We start from the raw sequence: 20,202 nt of genomic DNA, 5'->3' as shown, positions 1-20,202 counted from the left end.
AACGCAGGTTGTAATGAAAAAAATCATTCTTTCCGGAGGTGGAACCGGAGGCCATATCTACCCGGCCGTAGCGGTCGCCGAGGCGCTGAAACGGCGGCTGGGCGACGAGGTCGAACTGCTGTTCGTCGGGGCCGAGGGCAAGATGGAGATGGAGAAGGTTCCGGCGCTGGGCTACCGCATTGCGGGCCTGCCGATCGCGGGCCTTCAGCGGCGGCTGGACTGGCACAACCTCGCCGTGCCGTTCAAGGCCGTGAAGAGCATTCGGATGGCGAAGAAGATCATCCGCGACTTCGGGGCCGACGCCGTGGTGGGCTTCGGCGGCTATGCCAGCGCCCCGGTGTTGTGGGCCGCGCAGCGGATGGGCGTGCCGACCGTGATTCAGGAGCAGAACTCCTATGCGGGCGTCACGAATAAAATCCTCGCGAAGGGCGCGCGGCGGATCTGCACGGCCTACGAGGGGATGGAACGCTTCTTCCCGGCGGCGAAGATCGTCCTGACGGGCAACCCGCTGCGGGGCCGCTTCTCGAAAGCGGGCGCCGACCGCTCCGAAGCGCTGAAATACTACGGCCTGACGCCCGACCTTCCGGTGATCCTGGTGGTCGGCGGGTCGCTCGGCACGCGGTCGCTCAACGAGATGATGAAGGCGTGGATCGTCGAAACGGGCGGCGAAGCCCCCGTGCAGGTGATTTGGCAGACGGGCAAGTACTACGAGCGTGAGATGCAGGCCTTTCTGGCCGCACACCCCGCCGGGCACGTCTGGCAGGGGGCCTTCATCGACCGCATGGACTATGCCTACGCCGCGGCCGACCTGGTCGTCTCGCGCAGCGGGGCCGGGACGGTCTCGGAGCTGTGCCTCGTGGCGAAACCGGTGCTGTTCGTGCCGTCGCCCAACGTGGCCGAGGACCATCAGACCAAAAATGCCCGGGCGCTGGAGACGAAGGGCGCGGCGGTGGTCGTTTCGGACGCCGAGTGCCGGACGAAGGCGATGCCGCGGGCCATGGAGTTGCTGGCGGATCGGGAGGCGCTGGCGGCGATGAGCCGCAATCTGGAGGCGCTGGCCAGACCCGACGCCGCGGAAGACATTGTCGATGAGATTGTAAAGGTAATGAAGTGATGGAATACAAGAACGTCTATTTTCTGGGTATCGGCGGCATCGGCATGAGTGCCCTGGCACGCTATTTCCTGCACGAGGGGTATGCCGTCGCGGGCTATGACCGCACACCTTCGCACCTGACCGCCGAACTCGAAGCGGAGGGTGCGGCGGTCCACTACGAGGACGACGTGCGGCGGATCCCCGAGGGGTTTCTCGACCCGAACGACACGATGGTCGTCTACACCCCGGCCGTGCCGCAGGATCACAGCGAATACCGTTATTTTCGCGAACACGGTTTCTGCGTCGAGAAGCGTTCGCAGATGCTGGGCCACCTTGCGGAGGGCAAATACGTGATGGCCGTGGCGGGCACGCACGGCAAGACCACCACGTCGACGATGGTGGCATGGCTCAACCGCGTGCTGACGGGCGGCGGCTCGGCTTTTCTGGGGGGCATTTCGAAGAATTTCGGCGGCAATCTGGTGCTGGGCGGGGGCGGAAGGCTGGCTGTCGAAGCCGACGAGTTCGACCGGTCGTTCCTGCGGCTGTATCCCGACGTGGCGGTGGTCACCTCGGCCGACGCCGACCACCTCGACATCTACGGGACGCACGAGGCGGTGAAGGAGGCCTTCTCGCAGTTCGTGCGGCAGATCCGGCCGGGCGGCTCGCTGATCATCAAGCAGGGCGTCGACATTGCGCTCGACAACCCGGCGGTCACCGTCTACCGCTACTCGTTCGATGAGCCGTGCGATTTCTACGCCCGCAACGTGCGGCTGCTCGAAGGGGGGCACTACCGTTACGACCTCGTGACACCCTCGGGCACGTTCGAAGGGTGTACGCTGGGCATCCCCGGCTGGGTCAATATCGAAAATGCGGTTGCGGCCGTCGCTTCGGTGTGGTGTGCGGCGAAAGCCGCAGGGACCGGACTCGATGCGGAGCGGCTGCGCGAGGGGCTGGCTTCGTTCTCGGGCGTGAAGCGGCGTTTCGAGTTCTACATTAACACCCCGAAACAGGTCTATATGGACGACTACGCCCACCATCCGCGCGAACTGGCCGCGACGCTCACCTCCGTTGGCCGGATGTTTCCCGGGCGGCGGATCACGGCGCTGTTCCAGCCCCACCTCTACACCCGTACGCGCGACCTCCATGCGGAGTTCGCCGAGGCGCTTTCGCATGCCGACGAAGTGGTGCTGCTGCCGATCTACCCGGCGCGCGAGGAGCCGATTCCGGGCATCACTTCGGAGATTATCGCCCGACGGGTCGCCGTGCCGTGCCGCATCGTCGACCGCGACCGTTTGGCCGACGAGGTGGCCGCGATGGACACCGACGTGGTGATCAGTTTCGGCGCGGGCAATATCGACGCCTGCTGCGGGGCGATCGCCGAAAAGCTCCGGGCGAAGAGCTGACGGCCCGACCGCCTTTTGGCGGCGAGGCGCTGCCGCCCGGCGCGGACGCATGGATGATACGAAATGACTGACATATTGATTCGTTGAACAAATACCTCCGATACACGCTTCTGACCCTGCTGTGGGTCGCCGTGGCCGCATACATTGTCTTTGCGGCCTCGGCGGCGCGGCGCGTGCGCAGTGCGGGCACGGTCGGAAGGCTGGAGATCGAGGTGGTGGACAGCTCTTCGCAGGGGCATCTGGTCTCGGCGGCGATGGTCCGCCAGTGGATTTCGCAGGCCGGAATCAAGACACTCGGCACGGCAGTTGATGCGGTGGACCTGACGGGCATCGAACAGCTGATCGCCCGCAACGGATTCGTGGATAAAACGGTTGCCTATGTCTCCTACGGGGGAACGCTGCATATCGAGATCAGCCAGCGCAAGCCGCTGGTGCGCCTGCTGACCGACGGCATGAACGCCTACGTAACCGCCGAGGGTTATGTCTTCGCCGCGCCGCGCGCCTCGTCGCTCTACGTCCCGGTGGTCACTGGAAGTTACCGCCCGCCCTTTCCCGCGTCGTATGTGGGGAGCGTGCGGGAGCATATCGACCTGCGCCTCGGCGAGATCGACGGACGCATCGCCGAACTCGAACGCGAGAAATACCCCCTCTACCGGCGTGAGATGGAGAACGACCGCAACATTTCGGCCCTGCGCCGCATGCGTATCAAGCGGCAGTGGTGGCGGCTGGAGGGTTCGCAGGAGTTCGATGCGCGGGTCGACGCGCTGCGCGAAAAGAAGGCCGGACTGCGCCGCACCTACCGCTACCGGGCGGGCGTGATCCGCGGGGAGATCGAGCGTATCGCCGGGTTGCAGGAGGCCGAGCGGCGGAAACAAAAAAAGTTGGAGAAAAGCTACGAAGATTTCATGAAACTCCTTACCTTTGTAGAAACTGTCGAAGACGATGATTTCTGGAGGTCGGAAGTGGTGCAGATCACCGCGAAAACGACCCCCAGCGGAGCATTGGAGGTCGAGCTTACGCCCCGCAGCGGCCGCTTCACCGTGCTTTTCGGCCGGCTGGACGACGTGGAGCGCAAGTTCGACAAACTGCTGCGGTTCTACCGCAGCGGCCTTTCGTCGATCGGCTGGAGCGAATACCGCACTATTGATATCAGATATAACGACCAGGTGGTCTGCAAGAAGTAAAAGGATTATACCGTGGAAAAGAAGAATTATACCGTTGCCGTCGATTTGGGCTGCTCGTCGGTCGTGGTGGCCGTCGGCGAGAAGACGTCCGAAGGCCTGCTTGACGTGGCGTGTGTCGTCACGAAGCTCGTCGAAGGGGTCAACGCGGGCCGGATCGAGAATATCGAACTGGTGAGCCGCGCCATCCGCGAGGCCGTGTCGGAGGCCGAGCAGCAGCTCGGAATCCGCATCACGGAGGCGTATGCCGGTATCTCGGGCGATTTCGTGCGCTGTGCGCGCCATACCGACCATGTCTTTGTCTACGATCCCCAGAACGGCGTCAACCAGAAGGACGTCGATGCGCTCTTCGACCGCATGCGCAACGTGCAGGCCCCCGACGACGAGACCATCATGGAGCGCGTGCCCCAGAACTACATGGTCGACGACAGCCAGGAGGTGCGCAATCCCGTGGGTTCGTTCGGCAAGAAACTTTCGTCGACGTTCAACTTCATCCTCTGCCTCAAAACCCCGATGCAGCGTCTCGATATGGCCTTGAAGCGCCTCGGGATCAAGATGCTGGGCGTCATGTCCGACGCGCTGGCGACGCCCGAGGCGGTGCTGCTGCCCGATGAGAAGGAGGAGGGTGTGGCCGTGGTCGACGTCGGCGGCGGCGTTACCGACGTGACGGTCTATTACCGCAACGTGGTGCGTTACGTCGCTTCGATCCCGATGGGCGCATCGGCCATCAACCGCGACATCCGCACGATGAGCGTTCCCGAGAAACACGTCGAGAGCCTCAAGCAGAAATACGGTTCGGCGGTCGCCGAACTGGCCCCCGAGGACAAGCTGATCCGCGTCAACGGCCGCACGGCCCGCGAGGCGAAGGACATTCTGCTGCGCAACCTGGCCACGGTGATCGAGGCCCGTGCCACGGACATCGCCGAGTTCGTGCAGCAGGAGATCAAGGATTCGGGATACGCCGGTAAACTGGCCTACGGCATCGTGCTGACGGGCGGTTCGGCCAAACTCAAGGACCTCGACGAACTGTTCCGCCGCGTGACGGGCATGGACGTGCGTGTCGCCGTGCCCGAGACGGGAATCACCGGGGAGTCGAAGGAGAAGGTCGCGGACGCCGCTTTCTCGACCGCCGTGGGCATCCTGCTCAAGGGAGCCGAACTGGGCGGCTGCGCCGTCATCGAGCGCCCCGCGGCTCCGCGTCCCGAGCCGCACCGGCCTTTCACGCCGCCGCAGCCCGCTGCGGGCGGATTCAAGGCCCCGCAGCCGCGTGCGGCCCAGCCTTACACGCCTCCCGTGCCGGCTCCGGAGGCCGATTCCGGGACGCAGGCCGGGGCTGAAACGGCCGGGCCGCGGGACGAAGAGCGTGTCGATGAACCGCCGATGATCGAACCCAAGCGCAGCCGCAATTGGGGCGCGATCTTCCAGAAGACCTTCGACAAGATCAACAAGAGTTTCTCGGCCGCCGAGGACGAAGAGATTTAGGGGAAGGAGTTTAGGCGAGTGCGGGGGAAGGATTCCGACTCGATGCCGGAGCCGTGAATGACAACTGCTCACCCGTGGAATAGATAGTTTAAATTATTTGGAAAATAAAGCAAGAGCGGTTTTTAGAAGCATTCCGCAGTTTTTAAAATAAGACTAAAAAACTCCGCATTATCGTTTGGAGCGGAAAAAGAGTGACCGACGGCTCACGCGCCCGGAACGGGAGGGAGCAAAGGCCCGATCTTGCTCCAACCGTTCAGCTGGAACCGGAGGGAACTCCCGCGGAAAACGACATGCGGATGGTTTTGGCACTTTTGTCACCAAAAGTGCATAAAAAAGAGATTACGATATGACAGACGAATTGATGTCGGAAATCAAGGCCCCGCGCACGGACGGCTCGATCATTACGGTGGTCGGTGTCGGCGGCGCAGGAGGCAATGCCGTAAACCATATGTGGAACCTCGGGATCAGGGGCGTAACGTTCATGGTCTGCAACACCGACCAGCAGGCACTCGACAAGAGCCCCGTGGAGCGGAAAATCCGTCTCGGGTCCGAGGGGCTCGGGGCCGGGAACGACCCGGAGAACGGCCGCCGTGCGGCTGTCGAGTCATTGCCCGAAATCCGCCAGGTGCTCGAAGAGGCCGGTACGAAGATGCTCTTCATCACCGCCGGCATGGGCGGCGGAACGGGCACGGGAGCATCGCCCGTCATCGCCAAGCTGGCCAAGGAGATGGGGCTGCTGACCGTGGCCATTGTCACCTCGCCGCTGGCCGTCGAGGGCAAGATCCGTTACGAGCAGGCGTTCCGCGGCATCGAGGAGCTGCGCCAGAACACCGACTCGCTGCTGATCATCAACAACGAAAACATCCTGGAGATCTACGGCCGCCTCTCGCTGAAGCAGGCTTTCGGCAAGGCCGACGACATTCTGGCCTCTGCGGCCAAGGGCATCGCGGAGATTATCACCGTCGAGAGCGATCTGGTGAACGTCGACTTCGCCGATGTCTCGAAGGTGATGCGCAACAGCGGCCGGGCGCATATGGCCGTGGCTACGGCCGACGGCGACAATCGCGCCGAGGCGGTGGCCGAAGCGTCGCTGCGCTCCCCGCTGCTGGACCACAACCTGATTTCGGGCGCCAAGAATATCCTGCTCAATATCTCGGTGTCGGACGCCGACGCCCTGATGTACGAGGAGGTGGTGCGGATTCTGGAGTATATCCAGGCCCATGCCAGCGTGCAGGACGACAACGGGGTGATCCATAACGCCAACATCATCTGGGGTACGAGCGAGAAGCCGCAGCTGGGCAATTTCATCGAACTGGTGGTCGTGGCCACGGGATTCGAAGGCGACGCGCAGCCCGGCGTGATGAAGCAGATCATCCCTCCGGTCCGCGCCGTCGAACCGGCCGTCAAGGAGACGCCCGCCGCAGCCCCCGTGCTGGAGCCGATCAAACCCCTGCCCCCCAAACCCGCCCAGCGTCAGCCCGAACTGGTGATGCTCGGCGCCAAGCCGACCCGTTACAGCAACATCGACACCCTGCTGGCCAAACCCGCCTACCAGTCGCGCAACTCGAAGTTCATCGTGCGCGTCCCCGGCAGCCGCAAGGAGGTGCTGAAGGACGATACGACCGATGCCCAGGCGCAGAAAGAGGAGTCGCAGGGCGGCTCGCTATTCGATTAACTAACCGATTTTCAATTTGGAAGACGCGCATTCCTGGATTACGTTCAACGGGTTTTCACCCCATATCGCCGTGCTTTGCGCGGTGACGCTCTGCCTGTTGTGTGTTTCGGCGCTCGTTTCGGGGGCCGAGACTTCTTTTTTCTCCCTCTCGCACAATGACATACGCCATTTGCAGAGCCGCAGAAGCGCATCGGCCGCCGCCATGCTGCGGCTGCTGGCGAACGTCGACCTGCTGCTGGCCACGATCCTGGTGGTCAACAATCTGGTGAATATCTGCATCGTCATCCTCACGGCCGGGATCATCGACTCGGTCTTCACTTTCCTGCGGTTCGAGTTCCTGTTCAAGACCGTGCTGGTGACTTTCCTGCTGCTGCTTTTCGGCGAGATACTGCCCAAAGTGCTGGCGCAGACGATTCCCCTGCGCTTCGCCTCGATGGTGGCCCGTCCGCTGCTGGTGCTGCGGTGGGTTTTCTATCCGCTCTCCTATGCGCTGGTCCGCACGAGCAGCCGCATCAGCGAAAAGGCCGCGCACAAGAGCGAGATTTCGCTCGACGAACTGGCCGACGCCGTCGACATGACGCAGAGTTCCAGCCCCGAGGAGCACGTGATGCTTTCGGGCATCGTCAACTTCGTCAATACCGAAGTGCAGGAGATTATGAAACCCCGTGTGGACATCACGGCGCTCTCCATGACGGCCGATTACGAGACGGTCAAGAGGACGATCATCGAATCGGGCTTCTCGCGCATCCCGGTCTACGAGGAGGATGTGGACAATATCCGCGGGACGCTCTACGTCAAGGACCTGCTGCCCTACATCAACAACGGCGGCGATTTCGCGTGGCAGCAGCTGATCCGCAAACCCTATTTCGTCCCCGAGCACAAAAAGATCAACGACCTGCTGGCCGACTTCCAGTCGAACAAGGTCCACATGGCTATCGTCGTCGACGAGTACGGATCGACGCTGGGACTGGTGTCGCTCGAAGACATCATCGAGGAGATCGTAGGCGAGATTTCCGACGAGAGCGACAACGACGAGTGCTTCTACACGCGGCTCGACGCCAAGAGCTATGTTTTCGAGGGCAAGACCCATCTCGGGGATTTCGAACGCATCCTCGACATCGGCGAAGACGTCTTTGCCGACGTCCGGGGCGAGGCCGAAACCCTCGCGGGGCTGATGCTCGAACTCAAGCGCGATTTCCCGCGCAAGGGCGACGTCTTCACCTCGCACGACCTTCGGTTCACGGTGCAGGAGATGGACGGGCACCGGGTCGATAAAATCCGCGTCGACCTCCAATGATTCCGTCCCTGTGGACATCGCCGCCGCTGACGGCAGAAGAGTCCGCCCGGTGGACGACTCCCGAAGAGCGCGCCGCGGCCGCGGCGTTCGTGTCGGAACGCCGCCGGGCCGAGTACCTTACGTGGCGGGCCGTCGTGCGCCGCGAACTGGGGGACGACGTCGGGATCGCCTACGATGCGCTGGGCGCCCCGGTGCTGACGAACCGGGCCGTTCATATCTCCGTCGCCCATTGCGCCGGCCGTATCGCGGTCTGCGCCTCTCCGGAGCGCTGCGCCGTGGACATCGAACCCCAGGCGCGCGATTTCAGCCGCGCTGCGAGCCGCTACCTCACGCCCGAAGAGGAGGCGCTTTCCGACGAGGCACTCCTGCCGGGGATCGTTTGGTGTGCAAAGGAGGCGCTCTACAAGTTAGCCGGGCGCCGGGAACTGGATTTCCGGAGGGACCTGCACATCGTGCGGCTCGACCTTGCCGCCGGGACGCTGACGGGGCGGATCGAAAACGGAGAGCCTGTCAGGCTCTCCGTATCGCTGGACGAAGGTTTTATCCTGGTATACATTCTTTAGAACGCTTCCGAAGCGGTAAACAGGAATGCCGAGGAGCGTTTGCGGTCCCACGGCAGGTTCTGGTTGCCGAAATTGCCCCAGCCGTAATCGAGGCGGATGTTCATGCGGTTCTTGAATTCGAAGCGGTAGCCGCAGCCGAAACTGCAAAGCGTGTTTCCCCAGCGGAATTTCTCCGTGCCCCAGACCTGCCCGCCGCCGATCCATCCCACGATGCCGTGGCGGCGGTAGATTTTTTGCCGCAGTTCGATTTGTGTCTCCACCAGCTTTTTGTCGCGGTAGCGGCCTTCGTAGTAGCCGCGCATGCGCTCCATGCCGCCCATCTTGGCGTACATGTGCCACGAGGGGGTTCCGGCCGTGGCGTCGGCGTAGAGGTCGCAGGCCAGCACGGCCCCTTTCCAGAGTTTCTGGTAGAAGTCGAAGGTCAGCGTGAAGCGTCCGAACGTGCGGCGCGTGTTGCCCAGCCATTCGGGATACCATTTGGCCTCGGCCTTGATGAAGATGCCCTTCGAGGCGTTGAACGTCACGTCGCGCGTGTCGTATTGGGCGAAAAGCCCGACATTGGCGTTGAAGGCGTTGGGCTTGTCACCCGTCGCGGCGATGTAATTCGAGAAGGGGTCCTGTTTCGCGGGGTCGTAGCGCCCCTCCTGCCAGAGGTCGTAAAGTTCGCCCATCTTGCCGCCCGGAACCGGTTTCCCGGCTTCCACGTCGGCTCGGATGTCGTTCATGCGGCCGACCATGTCCGAATCCCGGTATTTGGCTCCGGAGTAGTCGATGCCGCCGCTGACGCCGATGTAGAAGCGGCCCACGAGCGAGGTGCAGTAGGAGATGCGGAAGGCGCCCATCGTCGTGGTGAGGTCCTGGGCGTAACCCTCCTTGCCGGCGTTGTAACCCACGCCGTAGAAGGCGCCGGGGAAGTAGACGAATGCGCCCGAGTAGCTCAGCCGCTGTTTGTTGTGGTTGTAGATGTTGTCGCCCGAAAAGCGTAGCAGCACGAATTTCTCGGTCGTGAAGTTGCCGTAAATCGAAATGTTCGACGGTGCGGTGACCGAGTCGGTGCGGTCGAGCCGGTAGAGTCCCGCCAGCAGGAATCCGATGCCGAAGCCTACGTCCGAGGAGTAGTTGGGTCCCGGGGCGATGCTCCAGTCGATCTTCTTTTCGAAGGTGCGGTCCACGTTCGAACGGCTGTAATAGTCGATGATGCGGCGGATCAGCCCCGGACGTTTCACCGGAGCGGCGAGGGCTGAAGTGTCGGCCATCCGGACGTGCCTGGCGTTCGGGTGCGCCTCGGCCTGTCCGATCTGTGAAAGCGTAGTTTCGGTCGATGGGAAATTCTCCTTCGAGGTGTCCGTGTTCTGGGCCGACGCGCGCAGCGCGGCTGTCGTCAGCAAAACGGTGAGGAGAAGGAAACAGGTCTTTTTCATGAATTTGGAGCTCGGAGTCGACAGCAAAGATAACCAATATTTCCGGTTGCGCAAAATGAACAATCCCAACCCCCGGAAGTAGTAACGAAACGGGTAAAAATTCCTACCTTTGCGGCAATTCAAACAATTGCCGCCCATGGAAATCGCCGCACCGCAACTGCTCCGGGAGTCAGCAGCGTCCGCTGATCCCGTTCGGATGACCCGTGACGAGGAGATCGCCGACGCTTCGTTCCGCGCTGCGGACTTCGCATCGCTCGACCGCGAGCACCTTTCGGTGCAGGGATGCCTCTTCACGGGCTGTCTCTTCGCGGGGAGCGTGCTTGCCCGTTCGCAGTTTTCGGACGTGGTTTTCCGCAACTGCGATTTCTCGAACGCCGACCTGCAGGGGTGCAGTCTCCACCGCGTACGGTTCGCCGACTGCAAACTTTCGGGAACGAATTTCGCCGAAACCGCGCTCAACCACCTGCTGTTCGAACGCTGCAAGGGCGAGTTCGCCAATTTCGCCTTCTCGCGGCTGCGCACGGTGCGTTTCGCGGGCTGTCCGATGCACAGCGCTGCTTTCGGGGACTGCCGTTTCGAACGTGTCGAGTTCGCGCAGTGCGACCTGATACTGGCCGAATTCTTCGGAACCCGCCTGCGCGGGCTTTCCTTCGCCGATTCGGACATCCGCGGCATCCGCGTCCGCGAGATTGATTCATTCGAGTTGAAAGGATTGAAAATTAATCCGTTGCAGGCTGTCGAACTGGCCCGTCTACTGGGCGTCGAGATCGAAGAATAGCATATTATTCAAAAAATTTACATATTTTATAAAAAACTTAATAAAATATTTGGAAGTTTGATTTCCGCGTGCTACTTTTGTCCTGTCTTAAATGATAAAATATTTTAAGAATTAATTAAAATTATTTAGTATGAAAGCAAGGATTAACGAGTGGTTACGTACCGCCCTGATCATGTTGGGAGAGAGCATCAAACTGCGCGAGATGTAAAATCTCCCTTTCGGTAGACTTAAAAACTTAAACTTCGATAAACGAACAGCCCGGCTTGCAAAAGCCGGGCTGTTTTGTCGTTGCGGGGATCGGGTCTATTTGACGCCGATTTTCTTGAGGATCGCCTTCGGGACGGCATTCCTGTTGACCAGCACGGTCATCGTCTTGTAGGCGACGAACGGGCGCGAGAAATACCAGTAGCCGTCGTAGGGACCCGTCGTGTTCCACGAGTTCTTGACCTTGTAGTAGGGCGTTCCGTTCTGGTCGGTGGCCGTACCCACGATCTGCATGCCGTGGTCGTCGGTGGTCTCGTAGTTGTCGTAGCCCTCCTGGCGAAGTTCCTGCGTGACGGTGCGCTCCTTGCCGGGCTTGTCGAACTTGTAGAGCGCCTCGTCCTTCTCCTTCTGGGTGAGTTTGCCCCACTTCTCGGCTTCGGTTCCCTCCATGCCTTCGAGGTCGGCTTCGGGAACGATGCCCAGACCCTTGGTGCGGCTGAAGCCCTTTTCGCTCACGTCGGTTCCCCAGGCGATCGTGTAACCCTTCTCCAGCGAGTTGTCGATGATCTGCATGAACTCGTCCAGGGGGACGTTCCATACCTTGTCCCAGTTCCAGTTGTCGGGGACCTCCATGGCGAACTCCGAGTAGAAGGGGTGGTGGGTGAACGAGGTGAATTCGATGTAGTCGCCGAGGTCGATCGGCAGCGATGCGGCGAACGATGCCGGGGTGTACTCCTTGCCACGGTAGGTGAACTTCGCGGGCATCGGGCCGAAGTAGGCGTCGAGGATGCCGTTCAGCCCGGCCTGCCAGGCTGTCGTGAGGCGGCTGTCGCTGCGTTTCCCGCCGGCCTTGATCACCGCGTCGGCATAGGCCTTGATCACGGCGTCGATTTCGTCGAAATTGGGCTTGTCATAGCCGTAGTTCAGGCCCGGATAGACCTCCTCGGGGACGATGCCGTACGCCTCGATGCCGTGCAGCACGTCGTGCGCCTGCCCGCCGACGGCGAGGTTCAGGCTGCCGTGCAGGCGGACGTATTTCACGGCCTTCTCGAAGTAGATGTTGCGTACGATCCACATTTCCGAGAGGTCCAACTCGGGACCTCCGGCGCGGAGGATTTCGCTTTCGAGGAACGAGAGGGTCGAGTAGCACCAGCAGGTTCCGCTGCGGCTCTGGTCCTTGACCGGAGTGACGGGCAGGATTTTGACATCGGTGAAACGGTAGCCCTCGGCTGCCGCCGGTGCGGGCTTCTGCGCCGCGGCCCCGAGTGCGGAGCAGAGCGCGAACGCTGCGAGAATCAGTTTTTTCATCTATCGTTCGGTTTTCGGTGTTTGCTTTCTTGCGGGTCGTTTCGCAGTCCCGGACGGTTTTCGCGTTTTGCAGTCAGACCCTTTGGCCCGGGACGGTTTGCCGTTTCGCGGCCGGCCTCTTTTGGGCGGGGACGTTTCCCGTTTCGCGGCCCCCCCCCTTGCCCGGAGCGGTTACTTCTTCGATCCCGCGACGATCTTCAGGCAGTCGTCGAGGGCGAGCTCCTCGGGCTTCGCCCCTTTGGGCAGGCGGTAGTTCTTGCCCTTGTAGGCGATGTAGGGCCCGTAACGGCCGTTCTTGACGAGCATGTCGGCATCCTCGGGGAAACTTTTCAGCGGCGTGTTGGCCGCAGCGGCGGCGGCCTGGTGCGTGCGGACGATCTCCACGGCGCGGTCGTAGCCGATCGTGTAGGGGTCGTCGGTCTTGGCCAGCGACGCGAACGACTTCCCGTAGCGTACGTAGGGACCGTACTTGCCGATGCCGACGGTCAGTTCCTCGCCGTCCAGCTGTCCCAGGTCGCGGGGCAGGGCGAAAAGCTCCAGCGCCTCTTCGAGCGTGATCGACTCGATCAGCTGGCCCTTTTTGAGCGACGCGAAGCGTCCCTTCTCGCCTTCGTTCCCTTCGATCTCGACCATCGGCCCGTAACGGCCGATGCGGGCCTTGACGATGTGCCCCGTCTTGGGATCGTTGCCCAGGATACGCACTTCGCGTGTCTTGGCGGTCTGCGTGGCGATGGCCGAGTCGACCATCTTGTGGAACGGTCCGTAGAATTCGTCGATCATCTTGTCCCAGGTGATGTCGCCCTCGGCGATACGGTCGAACTCCTTCTCGACGCTGGCCGTGAAGTTGTAGTCGATGATCGGGCCGAACTGCTCCTCCAGGTAATCGTTGACCACCATGCCGATGTCGGTCGGCGAAAGGCGGTTCTTCTCCTTGCCGTAGTTCTCCGAGAGGGTCTTCGAGGCGATCTTTTCGCCCGTGAGCGTCAGCTGTGCGTAGTTGCGCTTCTGCCCGTCCTTGTTCTGTTTGACGACGTAGCCGCGGTTGATGATCGTGGTGATCGTCGGTGCGTAGGTCGAAGGACGGCCGATGCCCAGTTCTTCGAGGCGTTTGACCAGCGAGGCCTCGTTGTAGCGGGCCGGAGCCGAGGTGAAACGCTCCGTGGCGGTGATCTGCGACGGGAGGACCCGGTCGCCGGCCGTGAGTTTCGGCAGCAGCCCCTCGCCGCTCTCGGCGGCCTGGTCGTCGTCCGTGGATTCGGAGTAGAGGCGCAGGAAACCGTCGAAACGGACCACTTCGCCCTGTGCGACGAACTGGTTCGAACTGTCCGACATGTCGATGGTGATGGTCGTGCGGTCCAGTTCGGCGCAGACCATCTGCGAGGCGACCGTGCGCTTCCAGATCAGATCGTAGAGCTTCTTCTCGGCGGGTGTGCCCTCGATCTCCTGACGCTCGATGTACGACGGGCGGATGGCCTCGTGGGCCTCCTGGGCGCCTTTGGTTTTGGTCTTGTAGTTGTACCAGCGGGAGTATTTCTCGCCGTAGAGTTTCGTGATCTCCTCCTTGCACTGGGCCAGCGCCTGCTGCGAGAGGTTCACCGAGTCGGTACGCATGTAGGTGATCAGACCCTGCTCGTAGAGGTGCTGGGCCACGGACATCGTCTGCGATACGGACATGCCCAGTTTGCGGCCCGCCTCCTGCTGGAGCGTCGAGGTCGTGAACGGCGGCGCGGGGTAACGCTGTGCGGGTTTCTCCTCGGCCTTGGCCACCGTAAACGTGGCGCCGATGCAGCTTTGCAGGAAGGTTTCCGCCTGTGCCTCGGTCTCGAAACGTGACGAAAGCTCGGCCTTGAAGAGCGTCTTCTCCGGGTCTCCGGCGGCGTAGAACTGGGCTACGACGCGGAAATAGGCCGCCGAGCGGAAGGCGATGATCTCACGCTCGCGCTCCACGATCAGGCGCACGGCGACCGATTGCACGCGACCTGCCGACAGCGCCGGACGGACCTTCTTCCACAGCACCGGCGACAGTTCGAAACCGACCAGCCGGTCGAGGATGCGGCGCGCCTGCTGGGCGTTGACCAGGTCCATGTTGACCGTGCGCGGCTTCTCGATGGCCTCCAGGATCGCCCGCTTGGTGATTTCGTGGAAGACGATGCGCTTGGTCTGGTCGACGGGGAGACCCAACACTTCGGTCAGGTGCCATGCGATGGCTTCTCCTTCGCGGTCCTCATCGGAGGCGAGCCAGACGGTCTTCGACTTGGCCAGCTTCGTGAGTTCGTCGACCACTTTCTTCTTGTCGCCCGGGATTTCATAGACGGGCTTGTAACCTTCTCCGATATTGATGCCGAGATCCTTCTTCGCAAGGTCGCGGATGTGTCCGAAGCTCGATTTTACGATAAAGTCCTTGCCGAGAAACTTCTCGATGGTCTTGGCCTTGGCGGGGGACTCTACGATTACTAAATTTTCCTGCATTGCTGTTTTGATGGCTTTTTCAGAAAAGCGAAAACCTAAGCATTACACTTAGGTTCCGCAAAAGGGGTTATCTGTTGTTTACTTGATCAGGTTGTACGCCATGCTGAAACGGATCGGGGCGTTGTTCGGTTCGGCAGCCCCGGCCTGCGTCGACATGCCCTGCAACACGCCGAACGAGGTCGTGTAGAGGCTGTACGCTTCGGGTCCGATGTAGACCGAGCGGTTTTTGACTTTGTCCCAGTCGATGTCCGCGACCACGCCGCCCGCGTCCGCTTTGGCTTCCATGTAGCTGTTCCAGAGCTGCTGCATGTAACCCGTGATGTCCATTACGTAACAACCGCGGCTGCGGTTGACCTTGCCGTTGTAGGCGAGCGTCACCGAAGAACCGTAGTTCTGCTCGTAGACGTAGGCGTAATCCGAAATCGGCGTCAGCGTTTTGTAATTGGTGTACATGCCCAGCCGGCTCGGCGCGGCGTTCATCTCTTCGGTCAGCCGCAGGATGTTGCCGGCGCTTCCGTCCGCCACGTTTTCCCATTTGTAGTCGCTGTCGTTGAAGTAGACCGACATGCGCACCTGGCTGAATGCGAGCGTCTTGAAGTCTTTGCCGTCGGCATTTCCCTTGGCGATCTCCGCCTCCAGTTCCGCGAAGAACTCCGGGCTGAAGGTCATCTCGGTCACCACGCCGCCCATGCCCTCGACATAGACGAGGGGATTTTCGGGCCGGTTCTCGGCCGTCTCCCGGGCTTCGTCGATGTTTATTCTTTGGGCGATCGTGGCCTCCTCGTAATTATGCTTGACGCTGTTTACCGAGACGTTGCCGAATTCGGCGCCGTCTTCGTAGAAGTAGTAAACCATGCCGATCGTATCCTTGATCAGCGAAGGGTCGTCCTTCACGCGGTTACGTCCGTAGACCGACAGACCCGAATAGGTCAGGTCCGTGGCGAAGATCGTTCCCTTGCCGTACTCGGTGAGCGGCTTTCTGGGATCCGGGGCGATGTAGAGTCCCTTGAACTCCTCGACCCAGTATTTCAGGCTGTCGGCGCTGTAAATCGAGTAGTCGCCGGCATAGTCGCCCTCCTGGAGCATCAGGCGGCGGATGTACTTCTTACCCGCCTCGGTAGGCTCCAGCGTCACGGCCGCCGTGGTCGACGGATATTTGCCCTCGCCGCCGAGCGTGAAGGTGAAGAGCGGCTCGTTCGGGTCGTAGACGCCTTCCGCCACGGGATCGAAGTTGAGGTAGAAGGTCGAGTCGCGCTGCGATTTGTTGGGCGCTATGGGTTTCTCGGTGAGGTATTTGTCGCTGATGACCTCGTAGATCGCAAAGGACTGCTCGGTCAGCGAGTCGCGGCCGAAGCTGGTCACCTTGAGCATGATCTGCGCCGAGTCGAAGATCGGCATGTAGCCGAAATACCCCGAATCGACCAGGTAATAGTTGACCATCTGCGAGAGGAATCCCATCGAGCGGCGTCCCAGCGTGTCGTTGAGCATCGAACCCATGTAGCCGTAGGTGATGTTCGAACTGACGATCGAGTCGGTCTGGAACAGGCGCGTCTCGACGTATTTCTTCGGGTTCAGTTCGTCGGCCCGGGGGAGCTGAACGTATCCCGCCCTCATCTGCTGGTTGTCGGGGATGAGGTTTCCGCCCAGCGTATCGTCCACCTTGGTACAGCCCCCGAGGGTCAGTCCTATCGTGGCAGCCAGCGCTGCAACGGGGAGCAGCATGCGGCGGAAGTTATTGAATCGCTTCATAGAATCGGTTGTAATTATCGAAAAAGTCCTCTGCCTCGGGCGACTGGTATTCGAGCATCGGCTTTCCGCTCGCGCGGGCCATGTCCAATACTTTCGGGTCGACATCCGGGGATGCCGCAACCACTCCGTCGGCATATTCCATAACGAAGCGGCAGAGGTTTTCGTATGACGGAGTGTCGAGAATCGCAAGATTTTTGTCCTTGACGCCTTCGCCGGCGATCTTGGCGCCGAATCCGGGATCGAGTTCTCCGGAGAAGCCGTCGCCGTAGAGCGACACCACGACCTTGACGTCGCGGAAGATCGGGTCGTCGGCGAAGATCCGTTTCAGGTAAACGGGAATCACGGCCGTGAACCAGCCGTGGCAGTGCACCACCGTCGGGGTCCAGCGCAGTTTCTTGACCGTTTCCAGTACGCCGCGGGCGAAAAAGATGGCCCGTTCGTCGTTGTCCTGAAAGTAGTTGTCCGCACCGTCGGTCAGCACCGCCTTGCGCGAGAAGTAGTCGTCGTTGTCGATGAAATAAATCTGTACGCGCGCCGCGGGTATCGACGCCACCTTGATAATCAGCTGGTGGTCGTTGTCGTCGATGATGAGGTTCATGCCCGACAGCCGGATAACCTCATGCAGCTGGTGCCTGCGCTCGTTGATGCAGCCGTAGCGGGGCATGAAGGTGCGGATCTCGTTCCCGCGTTCCTGCATTGCCTGCGTCAGCGCACGGCAAAGCCGGGAACCCTCCGTTTCTGGAAGATAGGGGGTGATCTCCTGACACACGTACAGAATCTTGCTTGCCATGGTTTTGAGGGTTTATATCTGCAAAGGTAGTGAAAAAAAATTAAAGAATGAGCATCGCGTCTCCGTAAGTGCCGAAACGATACCCCTCTTCCTTGGCTACCTTGTAGGCGTTCATCACGGTTTCGTAACCGCCGAAAGCCGCCACCATCATCAGCTGCGTCGAGTAGGGCAGATGGAGGTTGGTCACCATGGCGTCGGCCACGGTGAACTCGTAGGGGGCGAAAATGAACTTGTTGGTCCAGCCCTCCATGGGTTTGATCATGCCGTTGGTCGATACGGCGGTTTCGAGCGTGCGCATCACCGTCGTGCCGATTGCCACGACCTTGCGTTCCCGGCGTTTGGCCGTGTTGACCGCTTCGGCGGCGGCCTCCTCGACGAAGAACTGCTCGGAGTCCATTTTGTGCTTCGAGAGGTCCTCGACGTCTACCGTGCGGAAGTTTCCCAGCCCGACGTGCAGCGTCACGAACGTCTTGTCGATGCCCTTGATCTCCATGCGCTTCATCAGGTGTTTCGAGAAGTGCATGCCGGCCGTCGGGGCGGCCACGGCGCCCTCCTTCTCGGCGAAGATGGTCTGGTAACGCTCGGCGTCCTCGGGTTCGACCTTCTCGCGCACCCACTTCGGCAGGGGAGTTTCGCCCAGCGAGAAGAGCGTCTGCTTGAACTCCTCGTAGGAGCCGTCGAACAGGAAGCGCAGCGTGCGGCCGCGCGAGGTGGTGTTGTCGATCACCTCGGCCACCAGCAGGTCGTCGTCGCCGAAGTAGAGTTTGTTGCCGATGCGGATTTTGCGCGCCGGGTCCACCAGCACGTCCCACAGCCGCAGCTCGCGGTTGAGTTCCCGCAGCAGGAAGATTTCGATTTCGGCGCCGGTCTTCTCCTTGTTGCCGTAGAGGCGTGCCGGGAAAACCTTCGTGTCGTTGAAGACGAACAGGTCCTTTTCGTCGAAATACTCGATGATGTCCTTGAAGATACGGTGCTCGATAGTGCCTTTGGCGCGGTTAATGACCATCAGACGCGACTCGTCGCGGTTGTCGGCCGGGTATTTGGCCAGCATTTCGGGCGAAAAGTCATACCCGTACTGCGATAATTTCATAGATGAACGCTCTTTTTTACGTAATGTGGTTCGACATTTCTGCGTCCGGCGGGGCCTGGAACGCGGTTTTGCCTCCGTCCCGCCTGCCGGAAAGGTCCCGGAAAACGAAGACAGATTATTTTTTATACGTAAAAAAGTCTATTTTGTTTCAAGATTTTGCAGATTTTCAAGAAATTCGTCCAGCTCATAGGATTTTTCGAGCGTGAAGCCGCCGCTGCGCGTGCGGCGCAGGGAGGTGAGGTGCGCCCCGCTGTGGAGCGCCTGCCCGATTTCGTGGGCCAGCGAGCGGATGTAGGTTCCCTTGCTGCAACGCACGCGGATACGCACCCGCGGCAGGTCGTACTCCACGATCTCCAGCTCGTAAATCGTAATCAGCGCCTGGCGTACGGCGACCTCTTCGCCGGCGCGGGCCAGTTCGTAGGCGCGCGTGCCGTCGATCTTCTTGGCCGAATAGACGGGCGGGGTTTGCAGCCGTTCGCCGGTGAGCGAGGCGAGAGCCTCTGCGACCGCTTCCCGCGTGATGTGCTCCCAGGGGTAGGTTCGGTCGATTTCGTGCTCCAGGTCGTGGCTCGGGGTCGTGGCGCCCAGCATCACGTCGGCCACATACTCCTTCTCCTCGGCCTGCAGGGCGTCGACGAGTTTGGTGGCGCGCCCGATGCAGACCAGCAGGATGCCCGTGGCCAGCGGGTCGAGCGTCCCGGCGTGTCCGACCTTGATTTTGCGGTAGCCCAGCTTGCGGAGCGTGAATTTGATTTTGCGCACCACGTCGGTCGAGGTCCAGCGCAGAGGCTTGTCCAGAACGGCGATGTATCCGTCCTCGAAATTGATGCCGCGGAGGTCCAGCGTCTCTTTCATCAGCAGAAATAGCTTATGATCGACACCAGTCCCGCAACGGTGCAGTAGACGGCGAACCAGATGAGTTTGCCCCGCTTCACGACCTCGATCATGAATTTGCAGGCCAGGCATCCCGTGACGAATGCGGCGAGGAATCCGGCGGCGAGCGGCACGGTGGCGATGCCGGCGGTCAGGTCGCCGCTCATGGCTTCGAGCAGCGTCTCGCCCAGGATCGGCGCCAGCACCATCAGGAACGAGAATTGCGCCACGGCGGCTTTCTTGTTGCCCAGCAGCAGGCCCGTCGCGATGGTCGAACCCGACCGCGAGAGTCCCGGCATGGCGGCGCAGGCCTGCGCCAGTCCGATGATCAGGGCGTCGCGGTAGGAGATCGTCTCCTTCTGCCGCGGCTTGGCGTAGTAGGCGAAGGCCAGCAGCGCGGCCGTCACGAGGAGCATCGCGCCCACGATGACGAGGATATAGGGCGCGTTGAGCAGGTCGTTGATCCGGTCCTTGAGCAGGAACCCGACGATGCCGATGGGGATCATCGAGAGGACGAGTTTCAGTACGTAGGCCTGCTCCTCGTTGAACCGGCGCGAGAACAGCCCTTTCAGGAGGCGCCAGACTTCGCTCCACAGCACGACGATCGTGCTCAGCACCGTGGCGGCGTGGAGCGCCACGTCGAACGTGAGGTTTTCTTCGAGTTGTACGCCCAGCACTTCCTTGGCGATCTGGAGGTGGCCGCTGCTTGAAACGGGCAGGAATTCGGTGATGCCCTGCACGATACCGAGCAGGATAGCTTGCAGTGTGTCCATTTATTTTTTAGAAAGGGTCTGAAATTGTCGGCTGTTCCGGTCCGCCGGCCGTT

16 protein-coding genes are annotated in these 20,202 nt (G+C 61.1%); 8 read left to right on the top strand and 8 right to left on the bottom strand.

Annotation, left to right across the window (positions count from 1 at the left end):
- The first annotated feature begins 13 nt into the window (after window positions 1–13).
- The 7 genes from murG to ACGHP5_RS06545 all read left to right on the top strand — a co-directional run bounded on the left by murG (window position 14) and on the right by ACGHP5_RS06545 (window position 8,694).
- Window positions 14–1,114: an undecaprenyldiphospho-muramoylpentapeptide beta-N-acetylglucosaminyltransferase gene (gene murG / locus ACGHP5_RS06575; RefSeq protein WP_295901919.1), complete on the top strand. Its 1,101-nt coding sequence runs from the start codon at window positions 14–16 to the stop codon at window positions 1,112–1,114.
- On the top strand, window positions 1,114–2,496 hold the full coding sequence (gene murC, locus ACGHP5_RS06570; RefSeq protein WP_337773433.1) for a UDP-N-acetylmuramate--L-alanine ligase: 1,383 nt from the start codon (window positions 1,114–1,116) through the stop codon (window positions 2,494–2,496). Before murG ends, murC begins: the two co-directional genes overlap by 1 nt.
- An 83-nt stretch (window positions 2,497–2,579) precedes the next feature.
- Window positions 2,580–3,680 carry a hypothetical protein gene (locus tag ACGHP5_RS06565; protein ID WP_337773432.1) on the top strand — a complete coding sequence of 367 codons (1,101 nt, stop codon included), beginning with the start codon at window positions 2,580–2,582 and terminating at the stop codon, window positions 3,678–3,680.
- Window positions 3,681–3,692: 12 nt separating this feature from the next.
- Window positions 3,693–5,159 (top strand): cell division protein FtsA, encoded by a 1,467-nt coding sequence (gene ftsA, locus ACGHP5_RS06560; protein ID WP_390568212.1) that lies wholly within the window; start codon window positions 3,693–3,695, stop codon window positions 5,157–5,159.
- A gap of 346 nt (window positions 5,160–5,505) precedes the next feature.
- Window positions 5,506–6,834 carry a cell division protein FtsZ gene (gene ftsZ / locus ACGHP5_RS06555; RefSeq protein WP_390568211.1) on the top strand — a complete coding sequence of 443 codons (1,329 nt, stop codon included), beginning with the start codon at window positions 5,506–5,508 and terminating at the stop codon, window positions 6,832–6,834.
- Window positions 6,835–6,850: 16 nt separating this feature from the next.
- Entirely contained in the window at window positions 6,851–8,131 is a 1,281-nt protein-coding gene (gene gldE / locus ACGHP5_RS06550) for a gliding motility-associated protein GldE (protein ID WP_302449091.1), read from the top strand.
- Window positions 8,128–8,694, top strand: a complete 567-nt coding sequence (locus tag ACGHP5_RS06545) for a 4'-phosphopantetheinyl transferase family protein (protein WP_390568210.1) — start codon at window positions 8,128–8,130, stop codon at window positions 8,692–8,694. The genes gldE and ACGHP5_RS06545 overlap by 4 nt, the downstream gene beginning before the upstream one ends.
- Here ACGHP5_RS06545 and ACGHP5_RS06540 read toward each other — a convergent pair.
- Window positions 8,691–10,115, bottom strand: a complete 1,425-nt coding sequence (locus ACGHP5_RS06540) for a hypothetical protein (RefSeq protein ID WP_390568209.1) — start codon at window positions 10,113–10,115, stop codon at window positions 8,691–8,693. The genes ACGHP5_RS06545 and ACGHP5_RS06540 overlap by 4 nt on opposite strands.
- Before the next feature lie 136 nt (window positions 10,116–10,251).
- Between ACGHP5_RS06540 and ACGHP5_RS06535 the strand changes: the two genes are divergently transcribed.
- On the top strand, window positions 10,252–10,893 hold the full coding sequence (locus ACGHP5_RS06535) for a pentapeptide repeat-containing protein (protein WP_390568208.1): 642 nt from the start codon (window positions 10,252–10,254) through the stop codon (window positions 10,891–10,893).
- Between the two features lie 303 nt (window positions 10,894–11,196).
- On the opposite strand, the gene ACGHP5_RS06530 is transcribed toward ACGHP5_RS06535, so the two are convergent.
- From ACGHP5_RS06530 to ACGHP5_RS06500, 7 genes are all read right to left on the bottom strand, one after another.
- Window positions 11,197–12,405 (bottom strand): aminopeptidase C, encoded by a 1,209-nt coding sequence (locus ACGHP5_RS06530; protein WP_290533270.1) that lies wholly within the window; start codon window positions 12,403–12,405, stop codon window positions 11,197–11,199.
- Window positions 12,406–12,576: 171 nt separating this feature from the next.
- Entirely contained in the window at window positions 12,577–14,874 is a 2,298-nt protein-coding gene (gene topA / locus ACGHP5_RS06525; protein WP_390568207.1) for a type I DNA topoisomerase, read from the bottom strand.
- A gap of 78 nt (window positions 14,875–14,952) precedes the next feature.
- Window positions 14,953–16,623: a DUF4270 family protein gene (locus tag ACGHP5_RS06520; RefSeq protein ID WP_290533272.1), complete on the bottom strand. Its 1,671-nt coding sequence runs from the start codon at window positions 16,621–16,623 to the stop codon at window positions 14,953–14,955.
- A complete protein-coding gene (locus ACGHP5_RS06515) occupies window positions 16,607–17,413 on the bottom strand; it encodes a glycogen/starch synthase (protein ID WP_337755696.1) in 807 nt (268 codons plus the stop codon). The genes ACGHP5_RS06520 and ACGHP5_RS06515 overlap by 17 nt, the downstream gene beginning before the upstream one ends.
- 40 nt (window positions 17,414–17,453) lie before the next feature.
- Window positions 17,454–18,503, bottom strand: a complete 1,050-nt coding sequence (queA, locus tag ACGHP5_RS06510; RefSeq protein WP_290533274.1) for a tRNA preQ1(34) S-adenosylmethionine ribosyltransferase-isomerase QueA — start codon at window positions 18,501–18,503, stop codon at window positions 17,454–17,456.
- Window positions 18,504–18,641: 138 nt separating this feature from the next.
- Window positions 18,642–19,358: a tRNA pseudouridine(55) synthase TruB gene (truB, locus tag ACGHP5_RS06505; RefSeq protein WP_390568206.1), complete on the bottom strand. Its 717-nt coding sequence runs from the start codon at window positions 19,356–19,358 to the stop codon at window positions 18,642–18,644.
- A complete protein-coding gene (locus tag ACGHP5_RS06500; RefSeq protein WP_290533276.1) occupies window positions 19,358–20,149 on the bottom strand; it encodes an undecaprenyl-diphosphate phosphatase in 792 nt (263 codons plus the stop codon). Before ACGHP5_RS06500 ends, truB begins: the two co-directional genes overlap by 1 nt.
- Window positions 20,150–20,202: the final 53 nt, after the last annotated feature.

The sequence above is a fragment of the Alistipes sp. i18-0019-D1 genome (assembly GCF_042852885.1).
Classification (GTDB): domain Bacteria; phylum Bacteroidota; class Bacteroidia; order Bacteroidales; family Rikenellaceae; genus Alistipes.
Note: the sequence above shows the minus strand (reverse complement) of the source record. Positions and strands in the feature narration are given on the sequence as shown.

Bases quoted from the DNA above. Each gene is read 5' to 3' on its own strand.
- murG (WP_295901919.1), top strand. From the start codon at position 14: ATGAAAAAAATCATTCTTTCCGGAGGTGGAACCGGAGGCCATATCTAC.
- murC (WP_337773433.1), top strand. From the start codon at position 1,114: ATGGAATACAAGAACGTCTATTTTCTGGGTATCGGCGGCATCGGCATG.
- ftsZ (WP_390568211.1), top strand. From the start codon at position 5,506: ATGACAGACGAATTGATGTCGGAAATCAAGGCCCCGCGCACGGACGGC.
- ACGHP5_RS06545 (WP_390568210.1), top strand. From the start codon at position 8,128: ATGATTCCGTCCCTGTGGACATCGCCGCCGCTGACGGCAGAAGAGTCC.
- ACGHP5_RS06540 (WP_390568209.1), bottom strand. From the start codon at position 10,115: ATGAAAAAGACCTGTTTCCTTCTCCTCACCGTTTTGCTGACGACAGCC.
- ACGHP5_RS06535 (WP_390568208.1), top strand. From the start codon at position 10,252: ATGGAAATCGCCGCACCGCAACTGCTCCGGGAGTCAGCAGCGTCCGCT.
- ACGHP5_RS06530 (WP_290533270.1), bottom strand. From the start codon at position 12,405: ATGAAAAAACTGATTCTCGCAGCGTTCGCGCTCTGCTCCGCACTCGGG.
- topA (WP_390568207.1), bottom strand. From the start codon at position 14,874: ATGCAGGAAAATTTAGTAATCGTAGAGTCCCCCGCCAAGGCCAAGACC.
- ACGHP5_RS06520 (WP_290533272.1), bottom strand. From the start codon at position 16,623: ATGAAGCGATTCAATAACTTCCGCCGCATGCTGCTCCCCGTTGCAGCG.
- ACGHP5_RS06515 (WP_337755696.1), bottom strand. From the start codon at position 17,413: ATGGCAAGCAAGATTCTGTACGTGTGTCAGGAGATCACCCCCTATCTT.
- queA (WP_290533274.1), bottom strand. From the start codon at position 18,503: ATGAAATTATCGCAGTACGGGTATGACTTTTCGCCCGAAATGCTGGCC.
- truB (WP_390568206.1), bottom strand. From the start codon at position 19,358: ATGAAAGAGACGCTGGACCTCCGCGGCATCAATTTCGAGGACGGATAC.
- ACGHP5_RS06500 (WP_290533276.1), bottom strand. From the start codon at position 20,149: ATGGACACACTGCAAGCTATCCTGCTCGGTATCGTGCAGGGCATCACC.